The following is a 17413-nucleotide window of genomic DNA, read 5'->3' on the forward strand; positions in this document are numbered from 1 at the left end:
CATCAACTAACTCCATACCTCAACTATCATGGCTATTCTATCCAAAGACGACGCCCAGGCTATTCTGAAGAAAGTACTGAGCTACAGCACCGCCGACGCGTGTACGGTGGGCATGAACGGGCGCACGGCCGGCAACATTCGCTACGCCCGCAACAGCGTGAGCACGGCCGGCGCCCAGGACACGGTGTCGCTCACCGTGGAGTCGAGCTTTGGCAAGCGCTCGGGCATTGCTACCTGCAATGAGTTTGACGACGCCACGCTGCGCCGCTGCGTGCAGCGGGCCGAGGAAATCGCCCACCTCGCCCCCGAAAGCCCCGAGTACATGCCGCCGCTCGGCCCCCAAACCTACCTGAACCCGCCCTCGTCGGCCACTACCCCCCTCACGCCAGCCGGCCGCGCCCAGGCCGCCGCCGATAGCATGGCGCTGTGCGCGGCCAAAAACCTGGCCGCCGCCGGCTTTCTCGATGGCGGCACGCGCTTCACGGCGCTGCGCAACTCGAAGGGCCTGGAGGCTTATCAGCAGTCCACGAATACCGATTTTTCGGTGACGGTGCGCACGCCCGACGGCCGGGGCTCGGGCTACGCCATTGCCGACGTCACGGACGTGGCCAAGCTGAATACCAAGGCATTGACGCAGCGCGCCGCCGACAAAGCCACCGGCTCGCTCAATGCGAAGGCCATTGAGCCGGGCAAGTACACCGTGATTTTGGAGCCGGCCGCGCTCATGGCTGGCGACGACCTGTCGCTGCTCGGCGGGCTCCTATATGGCCTCGATGCGCGCTCGGCCGACGAGGGCCGCAGCTTTATGACCAAGAAGGGCGGCGGCAACCGCAAGGGCGAAAAGCTCTTTGATGAGCGCATCACTATCTACTCGGACCCCATGAATGCCGAGGTGCCCGGCCAGGCTTTCGACGGCGACGGCCTGCCCGCGCGGCGCATGAGCTGGGTGGAGAAGGGGGTAGTAAAAAACCTGTACTACTCGCGCTTCTGGGCCGAGAAAAACAAGGTGGCCCCTACCCCCTTCCCCAGCGGCTTCGTCATGGCAGGCGGCACGCAGAGCACCGCCGAGTTGATAAAAAGCACCACCAAGGGCATTCTGGTGACGCGCCTGTGGTACATCCGCCAGGTGGACCCGCAAACGCTGCTCTATACCGGGCTGACCCGCGACGGCACGTTTTACATCGAAAACGGGGCCATCAAATTCCCCATCAAAAACCTGCGCTTCAACGAGAGCCCGATTATTATGCTCAATAATATCGAGGCCATCGGCCGGCCGGTGCGCCTGGCCGGCTGCCTGGTGCCACCGCTGAAAATCAGGGACTTCACGTTCACGAGCTTGTCGGACGCAGTGTAGCCAATGCTCCACAAACCCAGAACGTCATGCTGAGCTTGCCGAAGCATCTCTACCACGCCGAATGGATTACTAATTCCTGGCGGCGTGGTAGAGATGCTTCGACAAGCTCAGCATGACGTTCTGGTTTTGCCTGCGTTGCGCGCGCTTACAGCTTGGGCATTTGGAAGGCGGCGTAGAACTGGAACACCCGGTTTTGGAGGCGCGTGTCGTTCACGCCTTGCAGAAACTGAATGTTGTTGATGTCGTTGAGGCCCGCCACGAAGCGGCCGCCCACGCGCACTATGTGCCCCAGGTTGAGCCCTACCCCCGCGCAGAGGGCAAAGTCGCCGCGCTTGTAGTTGTCGGTCGCAGTCTGGTCCACGTTGCCAAACAGCACGTTGCCGCTGCTGCCGCGCACCTGCACCGTGCCCTGCTCATTGGCCGACACGAGGTAGCCAAACTGCGGCCCGGCCTCTACGTAGAGCGGCCCGAAGGTGGCTTTGAGCAGGATGGGCACGGCAATGTAATTGAGCCGGGTGGTATAATTGGTGCTGGTAAATGCCCCCGACAACTGCGAGCCCTGCAGCGAATACAGCGCCTCGGGCTGAATGGACAACGGCCCAATAATATGGGCCTGATAAAAAATTCCGGCGTGGAAATAAGTTTTGTAAGCGGCATTTTCGCCGACGCGGCCCGTGAGCACGGCCTCGTTAATGCCACCTTTGACGCCAAATTGGGCGTGGGCCTGGCTGGCCAGAAGAAGCAGCAGGGCTGCGAGTGCAAACTGTTTCATGTGCGTTGGTAATGAGTGTTTTAGGATATAATAAACTAGCTGCGGGCCTGTCAGCGGCAGCGAACCGCAGCCGGGTAACGCTTAAGCAGAGGCTTTTGAGGTGCACAAAGGTTGCAGAAACAAGTTTGCGAAGGCCGGCGTGAGTGGCCCATGAACCCGCGCAGTGCAACCCTACCCCCCATTTTTTCGCCTATTTCCCCCGATGCCTACCCCCTTCACCTTCGTGCGCCTCAGCTACCACTCCGGCGACTGGGATGCCGTGGACGAGCGCATGCCCGCCAACCTGCTGCACTCGCTGGTGGAGTACACCACGGTGCCCGTGGCGCCCCAGGAAAAAGTGGTGGCCCTCGACAGCCCCGAGCTGTTTGGTTACCCTTTTTGCTACCTGAGCGGGCACCGGCTGGTACAGTTTTCGGCGCAGGAAAAGAAGAACTTCACGCAGTACGTGCGCAACGGTGGCTTCGTGTTCGTGGACGATTGCAACCACGACATCGACGGCCTGTTTGCCCGCTCGTTTGAGGAGCAGATGCGGGTGTGCTTCGGGGCAAATGCGCTGCAGAAAATCCCCAAAACGCACCCCATTTACTCGCAGTTTTTCAAGTTCAAAGACGGCCCGCCCAACACGGGCTTCGAGCTCAATGGCTGGGGCGACGACCTGGTGCACGACTACCTCAAGGGCATCACGATAAATAACCGCTTGGGCGTGCTATACTCCAACAAAGACTATGGCTGCGAGTGGGATTATGACTTTCGAAACAAGCGCTTTTTGGCCGAGGACAACACCAAGTTTGGGGTTAATATTCTGCTGTATGCGTTGAGCTGACAACGCCCATCATTGCGCGTCGCCTATCATTGCGAGCATGTTGCGCATCAAGCAATGATAGGCGTTTACCTGCTTGCAAAAACCTTACATGACCGAACAAGACGTAAAAACGCTCCTCGCCAAGCTCCCTACCCTCAAGGCGGAAATCGGCAAAGTTATCGTGGGCCAAAGCCAGGTGCTGGACGAGGTGCTGGTGGCGCTGCTGGCTGGCGGCCACGCCCTGCTGGAGGGCGTGCCGGGCCTGGCCAAAACGCTGCTCGTGCGCACGCTGGCCTCGGCCACCGATTTGCCATTTCGCCGCATCCAGTTCACGCCCGATTTGATGCCGACCGACATTCTCGGCACCGAGGTTTTGGAGGAAGACCACGGCACCGGCCACCGCTCATTCAAGTTCAACCCCGGCCCCATTTTCGCCAGCCTGGTTTTGGCCGATGAAATAAACCGCACGCCGCCCAAAACCCAGGCCGCACTGCTGGAGGCCATGCAGGAAGGCCACGTCACCTACGCCGGCCAGGAGCACGCGCTTCCCAAGCCGTTCTTCCTGCTGGCCACGCAAAACCCTATCGAACAGAGCGGTACCTACCCCCTGCCCGAGGCGCAACTCGACCGATTTTTGCTGTACGTGCGCATCGGCTACCCCTCTGAGCAGGAGGAAATGGCGGTGCTCAGCGGCACCACCGGCACGGCGCGGCCCGAGGTGCAGCCCATTTTGGGCGGCGAGGATATTCGGCAGTTGCAGCAATTGGTGCGGCAAGTCAGCCTCAGCCCCGAGCTGCTGAACTTCGTGAACCGGCTGGTGCGCGCTACCCGCCCGGCCACGTCGGAAGTCAAGTTTATCAAGGATTACGGCCGCTGGGGCGCGGGGCCGCGGGCCGGCCAGGCGTTGATATTATGTGCTAAAGCGCGGGCGCTGCTGCAAGGCCGCTTCGCCGCTACGCTGGATGATATTCGGGCGCTCGCGCCGCCGGTGCTGCGGCATCGGGTGCTGTTGAATTTCAATGCGGAAGCGGAGAATTTAACGCCCGATGATGCAGTGGCTGAGTTGCTGAAGGCGGTTCAGGTATAAACTATTTGTCCTTGCGAGTGAAGCGAAGCAATCGCACCCGAACGCTAGACGAACGACCGGGGCGGGTTCGGGTGCGATTGCTTCGCTTCACTCGCAAGGACGGACGTTTTTCACTGCTTGTTACTAACTGCTCACTAAAATTGCTTTCTCCCGAACTCCTTTTCGCGCTGCGCAACCTGCCGCTGGCTGCCCGCCAAGCGGCCGAGGGCTTTTTGGCCGGCGCGCACGCCAGCCGGCGGCACGGCGCGGGCATGGAGTTCAGCCAGTACCGGCCCTACCAGCCCGGCGATGACCTGCGCCGCCTCGACTGGCGCTTGGCTGCGCGGTCGGATAGGTACTACTTGCGCGAGTCGGAAGTCGATACCAGCTTGGTAGTTAACCTCGTGCTCGACGCCAGCGCCAGCATGAACCACCGCGACGACAACGGCCTCACCAAGCTCGACTACGCCCGGCTGCTGCTGGCCGCGCTGGCTTACCTGGCTCAAAAGCAGGGCGACGCGGTGGGCCTGACCATCCTGCGGCCCGGCGCTTTGCAGCACTACCCCGCCCGCGCCGATACGCGCCAGCTGCCCCGCCTCTACCACGCCCTAGCCACGGCCGAGGCCACCGGCACCTTCCCCGACACGGCCACGCTGGCGCCGCTCACGGCCCGGCGGCAGCGCGCCCTCACGGTGTGCGTGAGCGACTTATATGAAGAGCACGGCGAGATAAACCATTTGCTGGCCCGCCTGCGTGCCACTAGTGGCGACGTGCTGCTGCTGCACTTGGTGGCGGGCAATGAGCTGAATTTTAGCTACAAAGGCTCCGTAACATTCCGCGACCTCGAAACCGGACAGACCATCCAGCTCGATGCCGACCAGCAGCGCGCCGGCTACCAGCAGCAGCTGCGCCAGTGGCTGCGCGACACGGCCCAGGCCGCCCGCCAGCAGGGCCTCGACTACCACCAGCTCAGCACCGCCGAACCGCTGGACGCGGCGTTGCGCGAGTTTTTAAAACGCCGACAGCTGATGAGCTGACCTTTTTTCACCGCGGAAGTCGCGGAAGAACAACCTCCGCGACTTCCGCGAAAATCTTCCGCGACTTCCGCGGTGAAAACTCCTGACACTCTTTTACTAGCATTTCTTAGCTCGCTTGCTCACCTTCACCAACTCGTCCGCGCTGCTAGCCCTGCTTGGCTTACTCGTGCCGCTGGCCATCCACCTCTGGAACCGGCGGCCGGGCCGCGAGGTGGCGGTGGGCAGCCTGCGCTGGCTGGCCGCCGGGGCCAACCGCCGCCTGCGCAACCTGCGCCTGGAGCAAGTGTGGCTGCTGCTGCTGCGGGCCGCGCTGCTGGCGGTGCTGGCCGGGGCGCTGGCCGGTCCGGCGTGGCGGCAGGTGCGGCCGGCGGCCCAAGGCCAAGTGCTGGTGAGCCCCGCACTGGCCGATGGCAGCAGCCTGGCGGCCGTGCGCCCCACCCTCGATTCGCTGCGGCGGCGCGGCTACCGGCTGCGCTGGCTGGCGGCGGGCCTACCCCCCCTCACGGCCGCCGAGTGGCAGCGCGACTCGCTGGGCCAGCAGGCCGCTACCGCGCTGGCTGATAACCTATACTGGGCTCGTCTGCAGCAGGCAGCGGATTCGTTTCCGGGCCAGCCGCTGTACGCCGTGACGCCGGCCGCGCTGCGGGGCTTTGGCGGCGCGCACCCGGCGCTGCCGGCTACGCTGACCTGGCAAACTATTCCGGCGCGCGCGGCCACCGACTGGCTGCAGGCGGCCAACGCCAGCGCCGATAGCCTGCGCCTGCTGCTGGGCCACAGCGATGAAAAGCAGACGACTTTCCGCACGGTGCGCGTGGCGCGGCCCCGGCCGGGCACGTCGGTGGCCGTGGCCGGCCTACCCCCCTTGCGCTACGAAACCACGGCGGGCGGTGCACGACTGCGGCCCGTGGCGGCCGATTCGGGCCGGGCGCCGGCGGTGGTGCCGGTGGTGGACGGGCCGCTGCGGGTGTACCTCTATGCCACGGCTGGCTACGCCGATGATGCGCGCTACCTGCGGGCGGCACTGCGGGCGGCGGCGACGGGCCTGGCCCGGCCGCTGGTGCTCACCGTCAGCCCTACCCCCCCCGCCCCGGCCCAAGCCGCCGACTGGCTTTTTTGGCTGAGCGACAGCCCGGTGCCGGCCGCCTGGCGCGCCCGCGTGCCGCGGGGCCTGCACCTGTGGCAGGAAGCCGCCGGGCCAGGCGTGGCCGACACTGCTACGCTGGCTACTGCCGAAACTGCCGACGCCGCGCCCATTCGCATCTTGCGGCGCAGTCGGACGCCGATAGCTGGACAAACCCGTTGGGCCGATGGGCGGGGCCGGGCCGTTCTTTCCGAAACGCCCCAGGCGGCCGGCGCTGTTTATCAAGTAGCTACGCGCCTGAACCCGGCCTGGAGCAAGCTAGGCGATAGCCCTGAATTGCCGGCGCTGCTCCTGAATTTATTGGCCCCCGAAACCCGCTTGGGCGTTGACTCTGCGCTGACCGCGCACGACCAGCGCCGCCTCGACCTGGCGCAATTACCGACCCAGCCAGTGCGCGTGGCCAACTCCATGACCGCGCGGCCCGTGGCCTATCGCTTCGTTGATTTGCGGCCGTGGCTGGTGCTGCTAGTGGCGGTGCTCTTTGGCCTGGAGCGCTGGCTGGCGCAGCGGCGGTCGGCTTCTAGTTCTTCTCTTTCAGCATGATGCAGGTAGCTAACCAAACAGCAACGGATTTGAGCGCCGCCCGGCAGCATTTGCGGGCGGCGGGGCGTAGCTACGCGGGGCGGCGACTGGCGGCGGTGGCGCTCCCCACGCTGGCGGGCCTGGGGTTGCTGGGCGGGCTGGCGGCGCGCTGGCCGGCCGGCCGGCCGGGGCTGCTGGTGGCCGCGCTGGCGGTGCTGGCCGTGGCCGCCTGGCAGCTGTGGCCACTGCGCCGGCTGGGTCCGGCTGCCGTGGCGCGGCAGCTCGACCGGCTGTTTTCGGAGCTAGAAGACAGCGCTGGCCTGCTGCTGCACGAGGCGGCGCAGTTGCCGTTTCTGGGTCAGCTGCAGCAGCAGCGGGTGGGCCAGCGGCTCGGTGAGCTGGCGGCGACGCAAGCGCCACTGCTGCCGGTTTCTTTCAAAAGCTCTTTACTAATCAGTGGCTTATTATTGATTAGCGGCGCGGTGGCGTGGTGGCTGCCGGCGCGGCAACCGGCGGCAGCGGCAGCAGCCGCGGTGGCATTGCATTTCACGCCCGACGCGGGCCGGCCGGTGCCGATGGCCGCGCCGCGCATTACCAAAGTCGAGCTGCTGGTGACGCCGCCGGCCTACACGCGGCGGGTGGCATTCGTGCCGGTGGCGGCCTCGTTTCAGTGCCCGCAGGGGTCGCGGGTGCGCTGGCTGGTGCGGGTGAATAAGGCGGCCGGGGCCGCGCCGGTGCTGGAATTAGGCAGCCAGAAACTGACTCTGCGGCCGGTGGCGGGGCAGCCTGCGCAGTTTGTGGCTGAGCAGGTGTTGAGTGCTTCGGCGCTATACCGGCTGCGCTTCGCGGGGCAGACTTCCGATGACTACGCCATCGACGTGCGTCCCGACCAGCTTCCCACTATTCGCATTCAAACCCCTAAACCTTACACACTTATCGCGGCGATAGGTACCCGGCCCGAGGTACCGATAAAGGCCACGCTGCACGACGACTACGGCCTGACCCGCGCCGAGCTGGTCATCACCGTGGCGCAGGGGCAGGGCGAGGCGGTGAAGTTTCGGGAGGTGCGCCGCGACCTGAGCGTGGCGCTGGGCGGCCAGCCAGGCGAGGCCACGGTGGGCAGCCTGCTTAACCTGCCCAAGCTGGGGCTGACCTACGGCGACGAGCTGTATTTCTACCTACAAGCCCGCGATAACAACGGCCAAACGGCGCGCTCCGACGCCTTTTTGGTGCAGTGGCAGGACACGGCCGCCGCCACCAGCGCCATCGATATGGGCCTGGGCGTGAACACCGCGCCGGCCTATTTTCGCTCTGAGCGCCAGATAATTATCGATACCGAAAAGCTGATTGCGGAGAAACCCAAGCTGACGGCCGCCGAGTTTACGAACCGGGCCAACGCGCTGGGTTTCGACCAGCAATCGCTGCGCCTGCGCTACGGCAAGTTTTTGGGGGAAGAAGCGGAAAAGGGCTTGGGCGTGACGGCCGGCCCGCCCACCGCCGATGAGCCGGCGTCTCCCACCGCTGACGCCCCGACCGCCGACGCGCCGGCTGAAGCTAAGCCCCCTACCCCCCCCACCGAGGCCGATGACGACCACGACCACCACCCCGAAGCGCCCGCCGGCCGCAACGCCTCGCAAACCGCCGCCACCGACGCCCTGACGGACCCCTACATCCACAAGCACGACGACGCCGAAACCGCCGACTTCCTGGAGCCCGCCGTGAAGGCCAAGCTCCACGCGGTGCTCGACGAGATGTGGGCCGCCGAGCTGCGCCTGCGCACCGGCCAGCCCGCGGCGGCCCGGCCCTTCGAGTACCGCGCCCTGCGGCTGCTCAAGCAGGTGCAGCAGCAAACCCGCGCCTACGTCAAGAAGGCCGGCCTTACCCCTACCCCCCTGCCCGAGGCCACCCTGCGCCTCACCGGCGAGCTGAAGGGCGCGACGGCCCCGCACATTCAGGAAACGGTGCCGGCCCCGGCCAGCCAGCCCACCGTGCGGGCCGCCCTGCGCTGGCTGGCCACCCGGCACGGCCAGCCAGCCCGCCCCGCCGATGCCGCCGCGCTGGAGCAAGCCGGCGCGGCGCTGGCGCAGGCCGCTTTGCAAAAGCCTGGCCTCTACCTGCCGGCTTTGCGGGCTATCAGGCAGCTGGCCACCGACGCCCGCGCCGGCCGCGTGCCCTGCGCCAGCTGCTTTGCCCCGGCGCAGCGCGCGCTCACCGATTTGCTGCCCGCGCCCGTGCCGACGGGCGCGCCGGCCGCCACGCCCGACCGCCTGGCCCGCCGCTATTTTGAGGAATTGGGGCGGTGAGGGTTTTCCACTTCCTGCTACCCGGCATCCAGCGGGAAGTTACTGGCCCTGAGCTTAAACCGAATAATCCCAGCCGCTACCCTCTTACTTGAGCGCAACGACTGGGACCAGTCTGCGGGCCGCTCGCCTGGCTTATACGGCTACGCTGTTAATGCCTTTTTGCACGGCAGTCGCCTGGAATTCGGGCAGCTTCACGCCTTCGGCGCGGGCCACGGTGACGTCGGTGAGGCCCAGGAAACCGAGCATCCAGCGCAGGTAGGGCGTGGCGAAATCGTAGGGCTGCATCGGGCCTTCGGAATAGATACCGCCGCTGGCCACCGCCACGTACACTTTCTTGCCCGTGATGAGCCCCTCCGGGCCGGTAGGCGTGTAGCGGAACGTGATGCCCGCCCGCGTCAGGTGGTCGAGCCACGACTTGAGCGAGGCTGGGATGCTGAAGTTGTAGAACGGCACCCCAATCACGAGGGTGTCGGCCGCCACGATTTGCGCGATGGCTTCGTCAGAATGGCGCACGGCCTGCTGCTGCTCGGGCGAGCGGCCTTCGGCAGGCGTGAAGTAGGCCTGCAGGTGGGCTTCCTCCATGTAGGGCAGCGGGTCCTTGGCGAGGTCACGCACGACGACCGTGCTGCCGGGATGCGCGCTTTTGAGCTTATTGATGATACCCTGGCTGAGTTGCGTGCTGTGCGACTTGGCGCCCTGGGCGCTGGAAATTATTTGCAGAATTTGCATGAGATAAGGGGTAAAAAGATGCAATGACAGGCGAACTACTGCCGCTTGACTTACCGGCCTCCACCGCGGCTCGCCAACTAAGCGGTCGGGTAGGCGGTTTGGTAGTCTGATTACCTCAAGCAACCAGCCAGCCGTTTGTTCGGGCCTTTCCCCAACTGCAGATTACCGGGTGGTAGCCTGATTACCAGCTGGTAACCAGGTGGTTTGGTCGCTCAGTGTTTCTCCCATCTCTCCCATGACCAACTCCGAAATCTCTTCATGCGCGCACACGATGCAAGCCTTGCGCCACGCCTCGCTGGTCGTTAGCAGCAAGTGGAAACTCCAGATTATTGTCGCGCTGCTGGCGGGCACCCAGCATTTTCGCGGCCTGGAGCGGGGCGTGCCCGGCATTTCTACCAAAGTGCTAGCCAAGGAGTTAAAGGACCTGGAAGCGCATCAGTTCATCGCGCGCACGGTGTACCCCGGCCCGCCCGTGGTGGTAGAATACCACGCCTTGCCGTATGCGCGCTCGCTCGACCCCGTTATCGCGGTCTTAAAAGAGTGGGGCATGCAGCATCAGCAGCGCCTGGAAGCTGCGCCAGGAGCCGCGCCGGTAATGTAAATCGGGAAGAAACGCTGACTGATATTCCCTCAGAGGCGGCAGCCGTGGCATCGCGTGCAACTAAGTGAGCCAATAAATGGACTATGCCACCAGGTACTTACTGGTTCCGAAAGGCGTAACTTCTAGAATAATAAAAAAATTTATAAATACATGTATTTTTACAAATAAACGTCGAACTTCTGCGAGGAAATTTTTAAAAAGCGACTTATAACCTACTTCTTCGAATTTCTGCGTCCGACTCCTTGCCGACTGTTTCCTACCCCCTGCTCATTGCCCTGGCTTGCAGCTTACTAGCCCTGGCGCTAGCCACAATCGCCGCCCGGCGCGCCGACCGCCGCCGGCTGGTGCCGCGCCTGCTGGCCAGCCTGGCGGCCCCGCTGGCGCTGTACTTCACGGCCTACCCACCCCAACGGTCGGTGCCCGCCGCCCGCGCCGAAGCCATCGTCCTCACGCCTGGCTACCAGCCCGATACGCTGCGCCAACTGCTGCGCCGGTTGGGGCGGGGCACGCCCGTATGGGCCTATGGCACGCCACCGCCCGCCCACGCCAAGGCGCTGGGTAGCCTGCTGGCCCTGGCCGAGCAGCGCCCCGCCCTGCGCCGCCTGCATCTGCTAGGCGAGGGCCTACCCCCCGCTGATTTGCCGGCGCTGGGCGCGGTGCCCGTGGTGCGCCACGCCGGCCCGGAATACGTTGGCTTTGCGGCTGCTAACTGGCCGCGGCAACTTGCGCTGGGCCAACGCTTTGAGGTGGAAGGCGCAGTAGCGGGCGACGGCCCTGCCTGGGTTAGCCTGCAAGCCGAAGGCGCTGGACGCGACTCGATGCGCCTGGCGGCCGGGGGCAGCTTTCGCCTCAGCTACCAGCCTAGGGTGGCCGGCCTGGCGCGCTACGCCGTGGGATTGCGCCGCGCGGGCAGCGTGGCCACGGAGCCGCTGCCGTTGGAAATTACTACCCCGCCCAAGCCGGCCGTGCTGCTGCTGGCCGCCGTGCCGGGCTTCGAGTTTAAGTTTCTGAAAAACAGCCTGGCCACCCAGGGCCGGGCGGTGGCCCTGCGCACCACCGTGAGCCGCGGCCTGGTGCAGACCGAATTCGTGAACCAGCCGCCGCAGCCGCTCGACCACCTCACGCCGGCGCTGCTGGCCCGCTACGCCGTGGTGGTGGCCGACGCCGTCACCCTGGCCGGCCTACCCCCCGGCGAAAGTCAGACGCTACGCGCCGCCATCGAGCAGGGCCGCCTGGGCCTGGTGGTGCTGGCCGACCCTACCCCCCTGCCGGCGGCCGTACCCGCCCGCGCCGACTTTGTAGTGCAGCCGCTGCCGGTGGCCGGCGCGACGGCCCAGCCGCTGGCCTGGTCTGATGCCCCGGCATCGGTGCGGGTGCTGCTGCCGGCGCGGCTACGGCCGGGGGCAGCACTGCGGCCGCTCATCACCGGGCCCGGCGGGGCGCTGGTGGCGGCCGGGCGGCGCTACGGCCTGGGCGCGGTAGTAGTGTCAGTGGTGCCCGAAACCTTCCGCTGGGCCTTGCAGGGACAGTCGGCGGCCTACGCCTCGTTCTGGAGCCAGCTGCTGACGGCCGCCACGCCGCCGCCCGCGCCCGCCGCCACCTGGCAGGTGCTGGGCCGCTGGCCGCACCCGCGCCAGCCCCTCACGCTGCGGCTGGCCGGGCCGCGCCCTACCCCCCTGCCCACGGCGCAAGCCCTGGCGGGCGGCCCCACCGTGGCCCTGGCCCTGGCCCAGGACACCCGCCTACCCGAATGGAGTATCGCCGAATACTGGCCCAGCGTGGCGGGCTGGCACCAGGTGCGCGGGCCAAGCCGCACGCTGCACAGCTTTTACGTGTACGACTCGGCGGCCTGGCGCGGGCCGGCCCTGCGTGCGGGCGAGCAGGCGTTGGCTGCTCGCACGGCACGCGCCAGCCAGGGGCCAGCCGCCACGACGACCGTGCGGCAGCCGTGGCCGGCAGGCTGGTTTTTCGGGCTGTTTTTGCTGGCGGCGGGTTTTCTGTGGCTGGAAGAGAAGCTATAGATTAATGACAAATGACTAGGGACGAGTGACTAATGTGAACGACATTAGTCACTCGTCCCTAGTTATTTGTCATTAATCTAATAGGCCCGCGCAAACCACGCCCGGCGCTGGCTGGGCCGGCCGGTCACGATGCACACGCCGTCCTCGTCGGCTTCGTTGAGGGGTAGGCAGCGCACGGTGGCTTTGGTTTCTTCCTTGATGCGCTCTTCCGTTTCGGAGGTGCCGTCGTAGTGGGCCACGACGAAGCCGCCTTTCGTGTCGAGTATTTCCTTGAACTCGTCGTAGGTTTCGACGCGGGTGGTGTGGCTGTCGCGGTAATCGCGGGCCTTGTTGTAGATGTTGAGCTGAATGTCGTTCAGCAGCTTATCTACGCTGTCCACTACGTCGGCCAGGGGCAGCTGGAGCTTTTGCTTGGTGTCGCGGCGGGCGGCTTCAACGGTGCCGGCGTCGAGGTCGCGGGCACCGATGGCCAGGCGCACGGGCACGCCTTTCAATTCCCACTCAGCAAATTTGGCACCGGGGCGCTCGGTGTCGCGGCTGTCCACTTTCACCGAAATCCCGCGCGCAATCAGCCCCTGCTGAATGGGCCGGATACGCTCCAGAAGGGCCTCCATCTCGCCGGTTTTATATATCGGAACAATGACCACCTGAATGGGTGCCAGGCGGGGGGGTAGCACCAGGCCGTCGTCGTCGGAGTGGGCCATGATGAGCGCGCCCATCAGGCGGGTGCTCACGCCCCAGCTCGTGCCCCACACGTACTCCAGTCCGCCCTCTTTGTTGGCAAACTGCACGTCGAAAGCCTTGGCGAAATTCTGACCCAAAAAGTGGCTGGTGCCAGCTTGCAGCGCCTTGCCATCCTGCATCAGCGCCTCGATGCAATAAGTGTCCTCGGCCCCGGCGAAGCGCTCGCTGGGCGTCTTCACGCCTTTGATGACGGGCAAGGCAATGTGCTCTTCGGCAAACTCGGCATATACGTCGAGCATCTGGCGGGTTTCGGCCACGGCCTCGGTGGCGGTGGCGTGGGCGGTGTGGCCTTCCTGCCACAAAAACTCGGCCGTGCGCAGAAACAGACGCGTGCGCATTTCCCAGCGTACCACGTTGGCCCACTGGTTGATGAGCAGCGGCAGGTCGCGGTAGCTCTGCACCCAATTTTTATAGGTGCTCCAGATAATGGCCTCCGAAGTGGGGCGCACTATCAGCTCTTCTTCGAGCTTGGCGTTGGGGTCCACGCGCAGCTTGCCGGGGCGGTCGGGGTCGCTTTGGAGGCGGTAGTGGGTTACCACGGCGCACTCTTTGGCGAAGCCTTCGGCATTTTTTTCTTCGGCCTCAAACAGGCTCTTGGGCACGAACAGCGGGAAGTAGGCATTCTCGTGCCCGGTGCGCTTAAACATGTCGTCGAGCTGGCGCTGCATCTTCTCCCAAATGGCGTAGCCATAGGGCTTAATGACCATGCAGCCGCGCACGGCGGAGTTTTCGGCGAGGCCGGCACGCTTGACCAGCTCGTTATACCAGGCCGAATAATCTTCCTGGCGGGTAGGCAACTTTTTGCTCATAATGGCATCTAAAAATCTGCCTGCCGACGCCACAAAAGCGAGGGGTAGGGCTGGTATAAGTTTTGTAACAGTAACTTTAGCAAAAAGGCACCGTTTTGGGGCGAAATTACGTTATAGTAGGGAGCGCCGACACGAAGGGTACCAGGTTAAGCCGTTCTTTTGGGCCGGACCATTGGGTTTGGACTTCACATAGCCTCCATTGCTACGCTTTTATTTTACTAACCCACTCAGCAGCTCGCTGAATACTCACCTTTTTCAGTCATGAAAAATCTGCTCTCTGCCACTTTGCCGGCTCTGGCGCTGCTCGCTTTGGGCGGGTGCGCCAGCACCGGGGCACTAACGACCTCCACGGAGACCGACGGCGTTTATTATTCTTCTAAAGACCGCACCACGGCTGTGGGCGCGCCAGCCGGCGTATATAGCGGCAACGGTACGTATGGCAGCAACAGCGGCACTATTCCCGCCAAAGCGCTCGACGACACCGCGCCTGCTGCAACGCCCGCCACCGTTGCCACCACTGAAGATGCCAACCCCGACTACCAGGGCGGCACCACTACGCAGGCGGCTGCGGGTAGCGACTACTACAATAATAGCTATTCTTCTTATAACGCCAGCGGTTTTGGCCAGCCCTACGCCGGGCCGGGCGTTAGCTCCTTCAACTACACGCCCAGCTCCAGCTACGCCGTGTCGCCGTCGTACTACGGTTCGCCCTATGGCTATGCCAGCGCGTTTGGCTATGGCTACTCGCCTTATAGCATGGGCTACGGCATGGGGGGCTTTGGCTCTCCCTACGGTGGCTTCTACAGTCCCTTCTACTCGCCGTTTGGCTATGGCTACGGCTCGGGTCTGAGCATTGGCTTTGGTTATGGATTCGGGGGCTTTGGTGGCTTCGGTTCGCCGTATGGCTACGGCGGCTTTGGCTCCCCGTATGGCTACGGCGGCTTCGGTTCTCCGTATGGCTTTGGTGGCTTCGGGTCACCGTATGGCTACGAGGCGGGCTACGGCCGGCCAGTTATTTATACTCGCGGGGCAGGCGTTAGCTCGCCTGGAGCCGGAGCCGTGCTCTACGGTTCGCGCTCTAACCGCGGTGGTGCCGTGATGAATGCTACCAACGCGGTCGGCAATCCCAATGCGGTTAACATTGGCAATGGTCGGGGCTCCTACACCGGCAACGCGGTGGCGCTGCCCAGCAACGCCATTGGAGGCTCCAATGCAGCTGGCTCTATGCCTACGGGCCGGGGCGGCCGGGCCGTCAATTTTGGCGGAGCCACGGGTCAGCCCACCTATTCTACTCCAGGTGGCCAGGTTTCCAACGCAGCTCCAAACGGCTCTGCCCGGCGTGGGTTCTTCAGCGGATTCTTTGGCAATGGCAGCGGCACGGCCGGCCAGCCCAACACGGCGGGCCAGCAGCCGGCCGGTGGCTACGGCAGCCGCCAGCGCACTGCCAACTATGGCCAGTCTCAGGGCCAGCCGCAGATGCAGCGCAGCTACAGTCAGCCGCAAATGCAGCGTAGCTACAGCCAGCCTACCTATAGCCAGCCCAGCCGCTCCTATGGTGGCAGCTTTGGGGGCGGCGGCGGTGGCGGCAGCTTCGGTGGTGGCGGTGGTGGCGGCGGCCGGGGTCGCCGCTAAGCACCTAGTGCTTGCTACCCTTTTATTTACCGCTTGATTTTTCCCGAGCCGGCCTGCGGGGCCGGCTCTTTTTTGCCTATACTTTTTTCTTATGAAGCACGCATTTGGGGGCCTGGCTGCTATGCTGGGCGGTTTCTTGACTTTCAGCCACGCGGCCTATGCGCAGGGTGGCTACGCCGGTGATGCCTTGCTCTATATGCGCCAGAACCCCAGCGGCACGGCGCGTACGATGGGCCTGGCGGGAGCCAGCGTGTCGCTGGGGGCCGACTTTGGCAACCTCACCAGCAACCCGGCCGGCCTGGGCTTATTCACCAAATCGGAGGTGAGCCTGACGCCGGGCGTGGGCTTTGGCACCACCAATGCTACGCAGGCGGCCAACGCGGCGGCCGTAGGAAATAATTTTCCTACTCTGTCGCAGACGGCAAACAGCTTTCACATTGCTAGCGCGGGGATAGTGTTTGCTACCCGCCGCCCCGACAATGATAACAACAGCGACTGGCGGGGTGGGGCTTTTGCCCTAGGTTTTACCCGGCTGGCCGACTTCAACCAGGGTCTCCACTACCAAAACACCACTGACGACAACCACTCGTTTTTTCAACGATTGCGTGAGCCCTACAACAACGGCGACTATACCAGCGCCGATTATCAGACCAACGCCAACGATATTAATAACCAGGCCACGAGCGGAAACTATCAAGACATCGACGGCCTGGCCTTTGGCACCGGGCTCGTTGACCAGGTACATGTGGCTAATCCTGGCACAGGCACGGCGCAGGGCCAAACTATTTATCGCGTGGGTACGCCTGCTCCTCTCGACCCTAACTCCCCAGACTACGCCAATGCTCCGGCGGCGCTAAAAATAGCCCGCCAAGGTGCTATTAGTCAGACCGAAACCATCCAGACCACGGGCTCACTCTCGCAGTTTGACCTGGGCTACGGCGGCAACTACCGCGACCGGCTATACATCGGGGGGGGGGTAGGCATCGTGTCGCTCAATCGCACCCGCAACAGCACTTTTAGCGAAAGCTCGGGCGGCGACCAGGATTTTGTATCGACCGACTATCTCAAGACCACCGGCACTGGCATCAACGCTAGGCTCGGCCTCATCGTGCGGGCTGCCGATGCGCTGCGTCTCGGAGCTTCTATCCAAACGCCCACTTACATTCGCCTCACCGAGAGTTATAGCACTACCCTCACAGCCAACGGCAAGTATGCCACTACTGGCACCGTCAACACGCTCTCGACCGTACCGGGCACGTTTGACTACAGCATCACTACCCCCTTCCGGGCCAATGGCGGTGCCACGGTGCTCCTGGGCAAGGCTGGCTTTATTACCGGTGACATCGAGTACGTAGGGTATTCGCAGGCCAAGTTTAATACGACCGATGGTTCCAGCGACCAGGGCCTGAACGATGGCAACTACAACATCGCCAACAACTACCGCAACGTGGTCAACTTTCGCTTTGGTGCTGAGGCCCGGCTCGATGTTTTCCGCTTGCGGGCTGGCTATGCCTACTACGCCGACCCCTATCAGAGCAGCGACTTTAGCCGTAGCCAGCAATATTACACGCTTGGCGCGGGCGTGCGTACCAAAACCTTCTTCGTGGATGTGGCCGGCGTGTACCTCAACGGCAAGGACCAGTACCAGCCCTACTCGCTGGCCTACGTGGTGCCGCCTACCGTTAATCAAACTATCAACCGCTTTACGGCAAGCCTGACCGGCGGCCTTATCTTTTAGCTCCCGGCGTTGAGCCACGTACTATTTTCGTGAGTAGCGCGCATTACGAGCCGTCGCACCACCCGCAGGGGATGGCGCGACGGCTCTCTTTTTTGAGCCATCGCTGCCAAATCAGCTGTTTGCGGTAATCTAGAATGAGGTA

13 protein-coding genes are annotated in these 17413 nt (G+C 64.1%); 10 read left to right on the forward strand and 3 right to left on the reverse strand.

The window, feature by feature from the left end; translation table 11 throughout:
* Positions 1 to 28: 28 nt before the first annotated feature.
* Positions 29 to 1354 carry a peptidase C69 gene (locus A0257_11480; protein ID AMR27654.1) on the forward strand — a complete coding sequence of 442 codons (1326 nt, stop codon included), beginning with the start codon at positions 29 to 31 and terminating at the stop codon, positions 1352 to 1354.
* Positions 1355 to 1499: 145 nt separating this feature from the next.
* Here A0257_11480 and A0257_11485 read toward each other — a convergent pair whose 3' ends face one another.
* The gene (locus tag A0257_11485; protein AMR27655.1) at positions 1500 to 2126 is read right to left on the reverse strand and encodes a hypothetical protein; all 627 of its coding nucleotides are present in this window, start codon (positions 2124 to 2126) and stop codon (positions 1500 to 1502) included.
* A 202-nt stretch (positions 2127 to 2328) separates the two neighbouring features.
* On the opposite strand from A0257_11485, the gene A0257_11490 reads away from it, so the two are divergent.
* From A0257_11490 to A0257_11510, 5 genes are all read left to right on the forward strand, one after another.
* Entirely contained in the window at positions 2329 to 2949 is a 621-nt protein-coding gene (locus A0257_11490) for a twin-arginine translocation pathway signal (GenBank protein ID AMR27656.1), read from the forward strand.
* Positions 2950 to 3037: 88 nt separating this feature from the next.
* On the forward strand, positions 3038 to 4015 hold the full coding sequence (locus tag A0257_11495; protein ID AMR27657.1) for an AAA family ATPase: 978 nt from the start codon (positions 3038 to 3040) through the stop codon (positions 4013 to 4015).
* A 113-nt stretch (positions 4016 to 4128) separates the two neighbouring features.
* Complete coding sequence (locus tag A0257_11500; GenBank protein AMR29730.1) at positions 4129 to 5031, forward strand: hypothetical protein; 903 nt, start codon at positions 4129 to 4131, stop codon at positions 5029 to 5031.
* Between the two features lie 115 nt (positions 5032 to 5146).
* Complete coding sequence (locus A0257_11505) at positions 5147 to 6715, forward strand: hypothetical protein (protein ID AMR27658.1); 1569 nt, start codon at positions 5147 to 5149, stop codon at positions 6713 to 6715.
* Positions 6715 to 8997 (forward strand): hypothetical protein, encoded by a 2283-nt coding sequence (locus tag A0257_11510; protein ID AMR27659.1) that lies wholly within the window; start codon positions 6715 to 6717, stop codon positions 8995 to 8997. The genes A0257_11505 and A0257_11510 overlap by 1 nt, the downstream gene beginning before the upstream one ends.
* A 132-nt stretch (positions 8998 to 9129) precedes the next feature.
* On the opposite strand, the gene A0257_11515 is transcribed toward A0257_11510, so the two are convergent.
* Positions 9130 to 9726 (reverse strand): FMN-dependent NADH-azoreductase, encoded by a 597-nt coding sequence (locus A0257_11515; protein ID AMR27660.1) that lies wholly within the window; start codon positions 9724 to 9726, stop codon positions 9130 to 9132.
* 235 nt (positions 9727 to 9961) lie between these two features.
* On the opposite strand from A0257_11515, the gene A0257_11520 reads away from it, so the two are divergent.
* Both A0257_11520 and A0257_11525 read left to right on the forward strand, forming a co-directional pair.
* Positions 9962 to 10327, forward strand: coding sequence for a hypothetical protein (locus A0257_11520; protein ID AMR27661.1), 366 nt, complete (start codon positions 9962 to 9964; stop codon positions 10325 to 10327).
* Positions 10328 to 10569: 242 nt separating this feature from the next.
* Positions 10570 to 12348: a hypothetical protein gene (locus tag A0257_11525; GenBank protein ID AMR27662.1), complete on the forward strand. Its 1779-nt coding sequence runs from the start codon at positions 10570 to 10572 to the stop codon at positions 12346 to 12348.
* A gap of 77 nt (positions 12349 to 12425) precedes the next feature.
* Here A0257_11525 and A0257_11530 read toward each other — a convergent pair whose 3' ends face one another.
* Entirely contained in the window at positions 12426 to 13901 is a 1476-nt protein-coding gene (locus A0257_11530) for a proline--tRNA ligase (GenBank protein ID AMR27663.1), read from the reverse strand.
* 261 nt (positions 13902 to 14162) lie between these two features.
* Between A0257_11530 and A0257_11535 the strand changes: the two genes are divergently transcribed.
* Positions 14163 to 15533: a hypothetical protein gene (locus A0257_11535; GenBank protein ID AMR27664.1), complete on the forward strand. Its 1371-nt coding sequence runs from the start codon at positions 14163 to 14165 to the stop codon at positions 15531 to 15533.
* Between the two features lie 91 nt (positions 15534 to 15624).
* Positions 15625 to 17271 (forward strand): hypothetical protein, encoded by a 1647-nt coding sequence (locus A0257_11540; GenBank protein ID AMR27665.1) that lies wholly within the window; start codon positions 15625 to 15627, stop codon positions 17269 to 17271.
* Positions 17272 to 17413 lie beyond the last annotated feature (142 nt).

This window comes from Hymenobacter psoromatis (assembly GCA_001596155.1).
Taxonomy (GTDB): Bacteria; Bacteroidota; Bacteroidia; order Cytophagales; family Hymenobacteraceae; genus Hymenobacter.

Coding starts and splice junctions, on each gene's coding strand:
- A0257_11480 (AMR27654.1), top strand. CDS start 29: ATGGCTATTCTATCCAAAGACGACGCCCAGGCTATTCTGAAGAAAGTA.
- A0257_11485 (AMR27655.1), bottom strand. CDS start 2,126: ATGAAACAGTTTGCACTCGCAGCCCTGCTGCTTCTTCTGGCCAGCCAG.
- A0257_11490 (AMR27656.1), top strand. CDS start 2,329: ATGCCTACCCCCTTCACCTTCGTGCGCCTCAGCTACCACTCCGGCGAC.
- A0257_11495 (AMR27657.1), top strand. CDS start 3,038: ATGACCGAACAAGACGTAAAAACGCTCCTCGCCAAGCTCCCTACCCTC.
- A0257_11510 (AMR27659.1), top strand. CDS start 6,715: ATGCAGGTAGCTAACCAAACAGCAACGGATTTGAGCGCCGCCCGGCAG.
- A0257_11515 (AMR27660.1), bottom strand. CDS start 9,726: ATGCAAATTCTGCAAATAATTTCCAGCGCCCAGGGCGCCAAGTCGCAC.
- A0257_11520 (AMR27661.1), top strand. CDS start 9,962: ATGACCAACTCCGAAATCTCTTCATGCGCGCACACGATGCAAGCCTTG.
- A0257_11530 (AMR27663.1), bottom strand. CDS start 13,901: ATGAGCAAAAAGTTGCCTACCCGCCAGGAAGATTATTCGGCCTGGTAT.
- A0257_11535 (AMR27664.1), top strand. CDS start 14,163: ATGAAAAATCTGCTCTCTGCCACTTTGCCGGCTCTGGCGCTGCTCGCT.
- A0257_11540 (AMR27665.1), top strand. CDS start 15,625: ATGAAGCACGCATTTGGGGGCCTGGCTGCTATGCTGGGCGGTTTCTTG.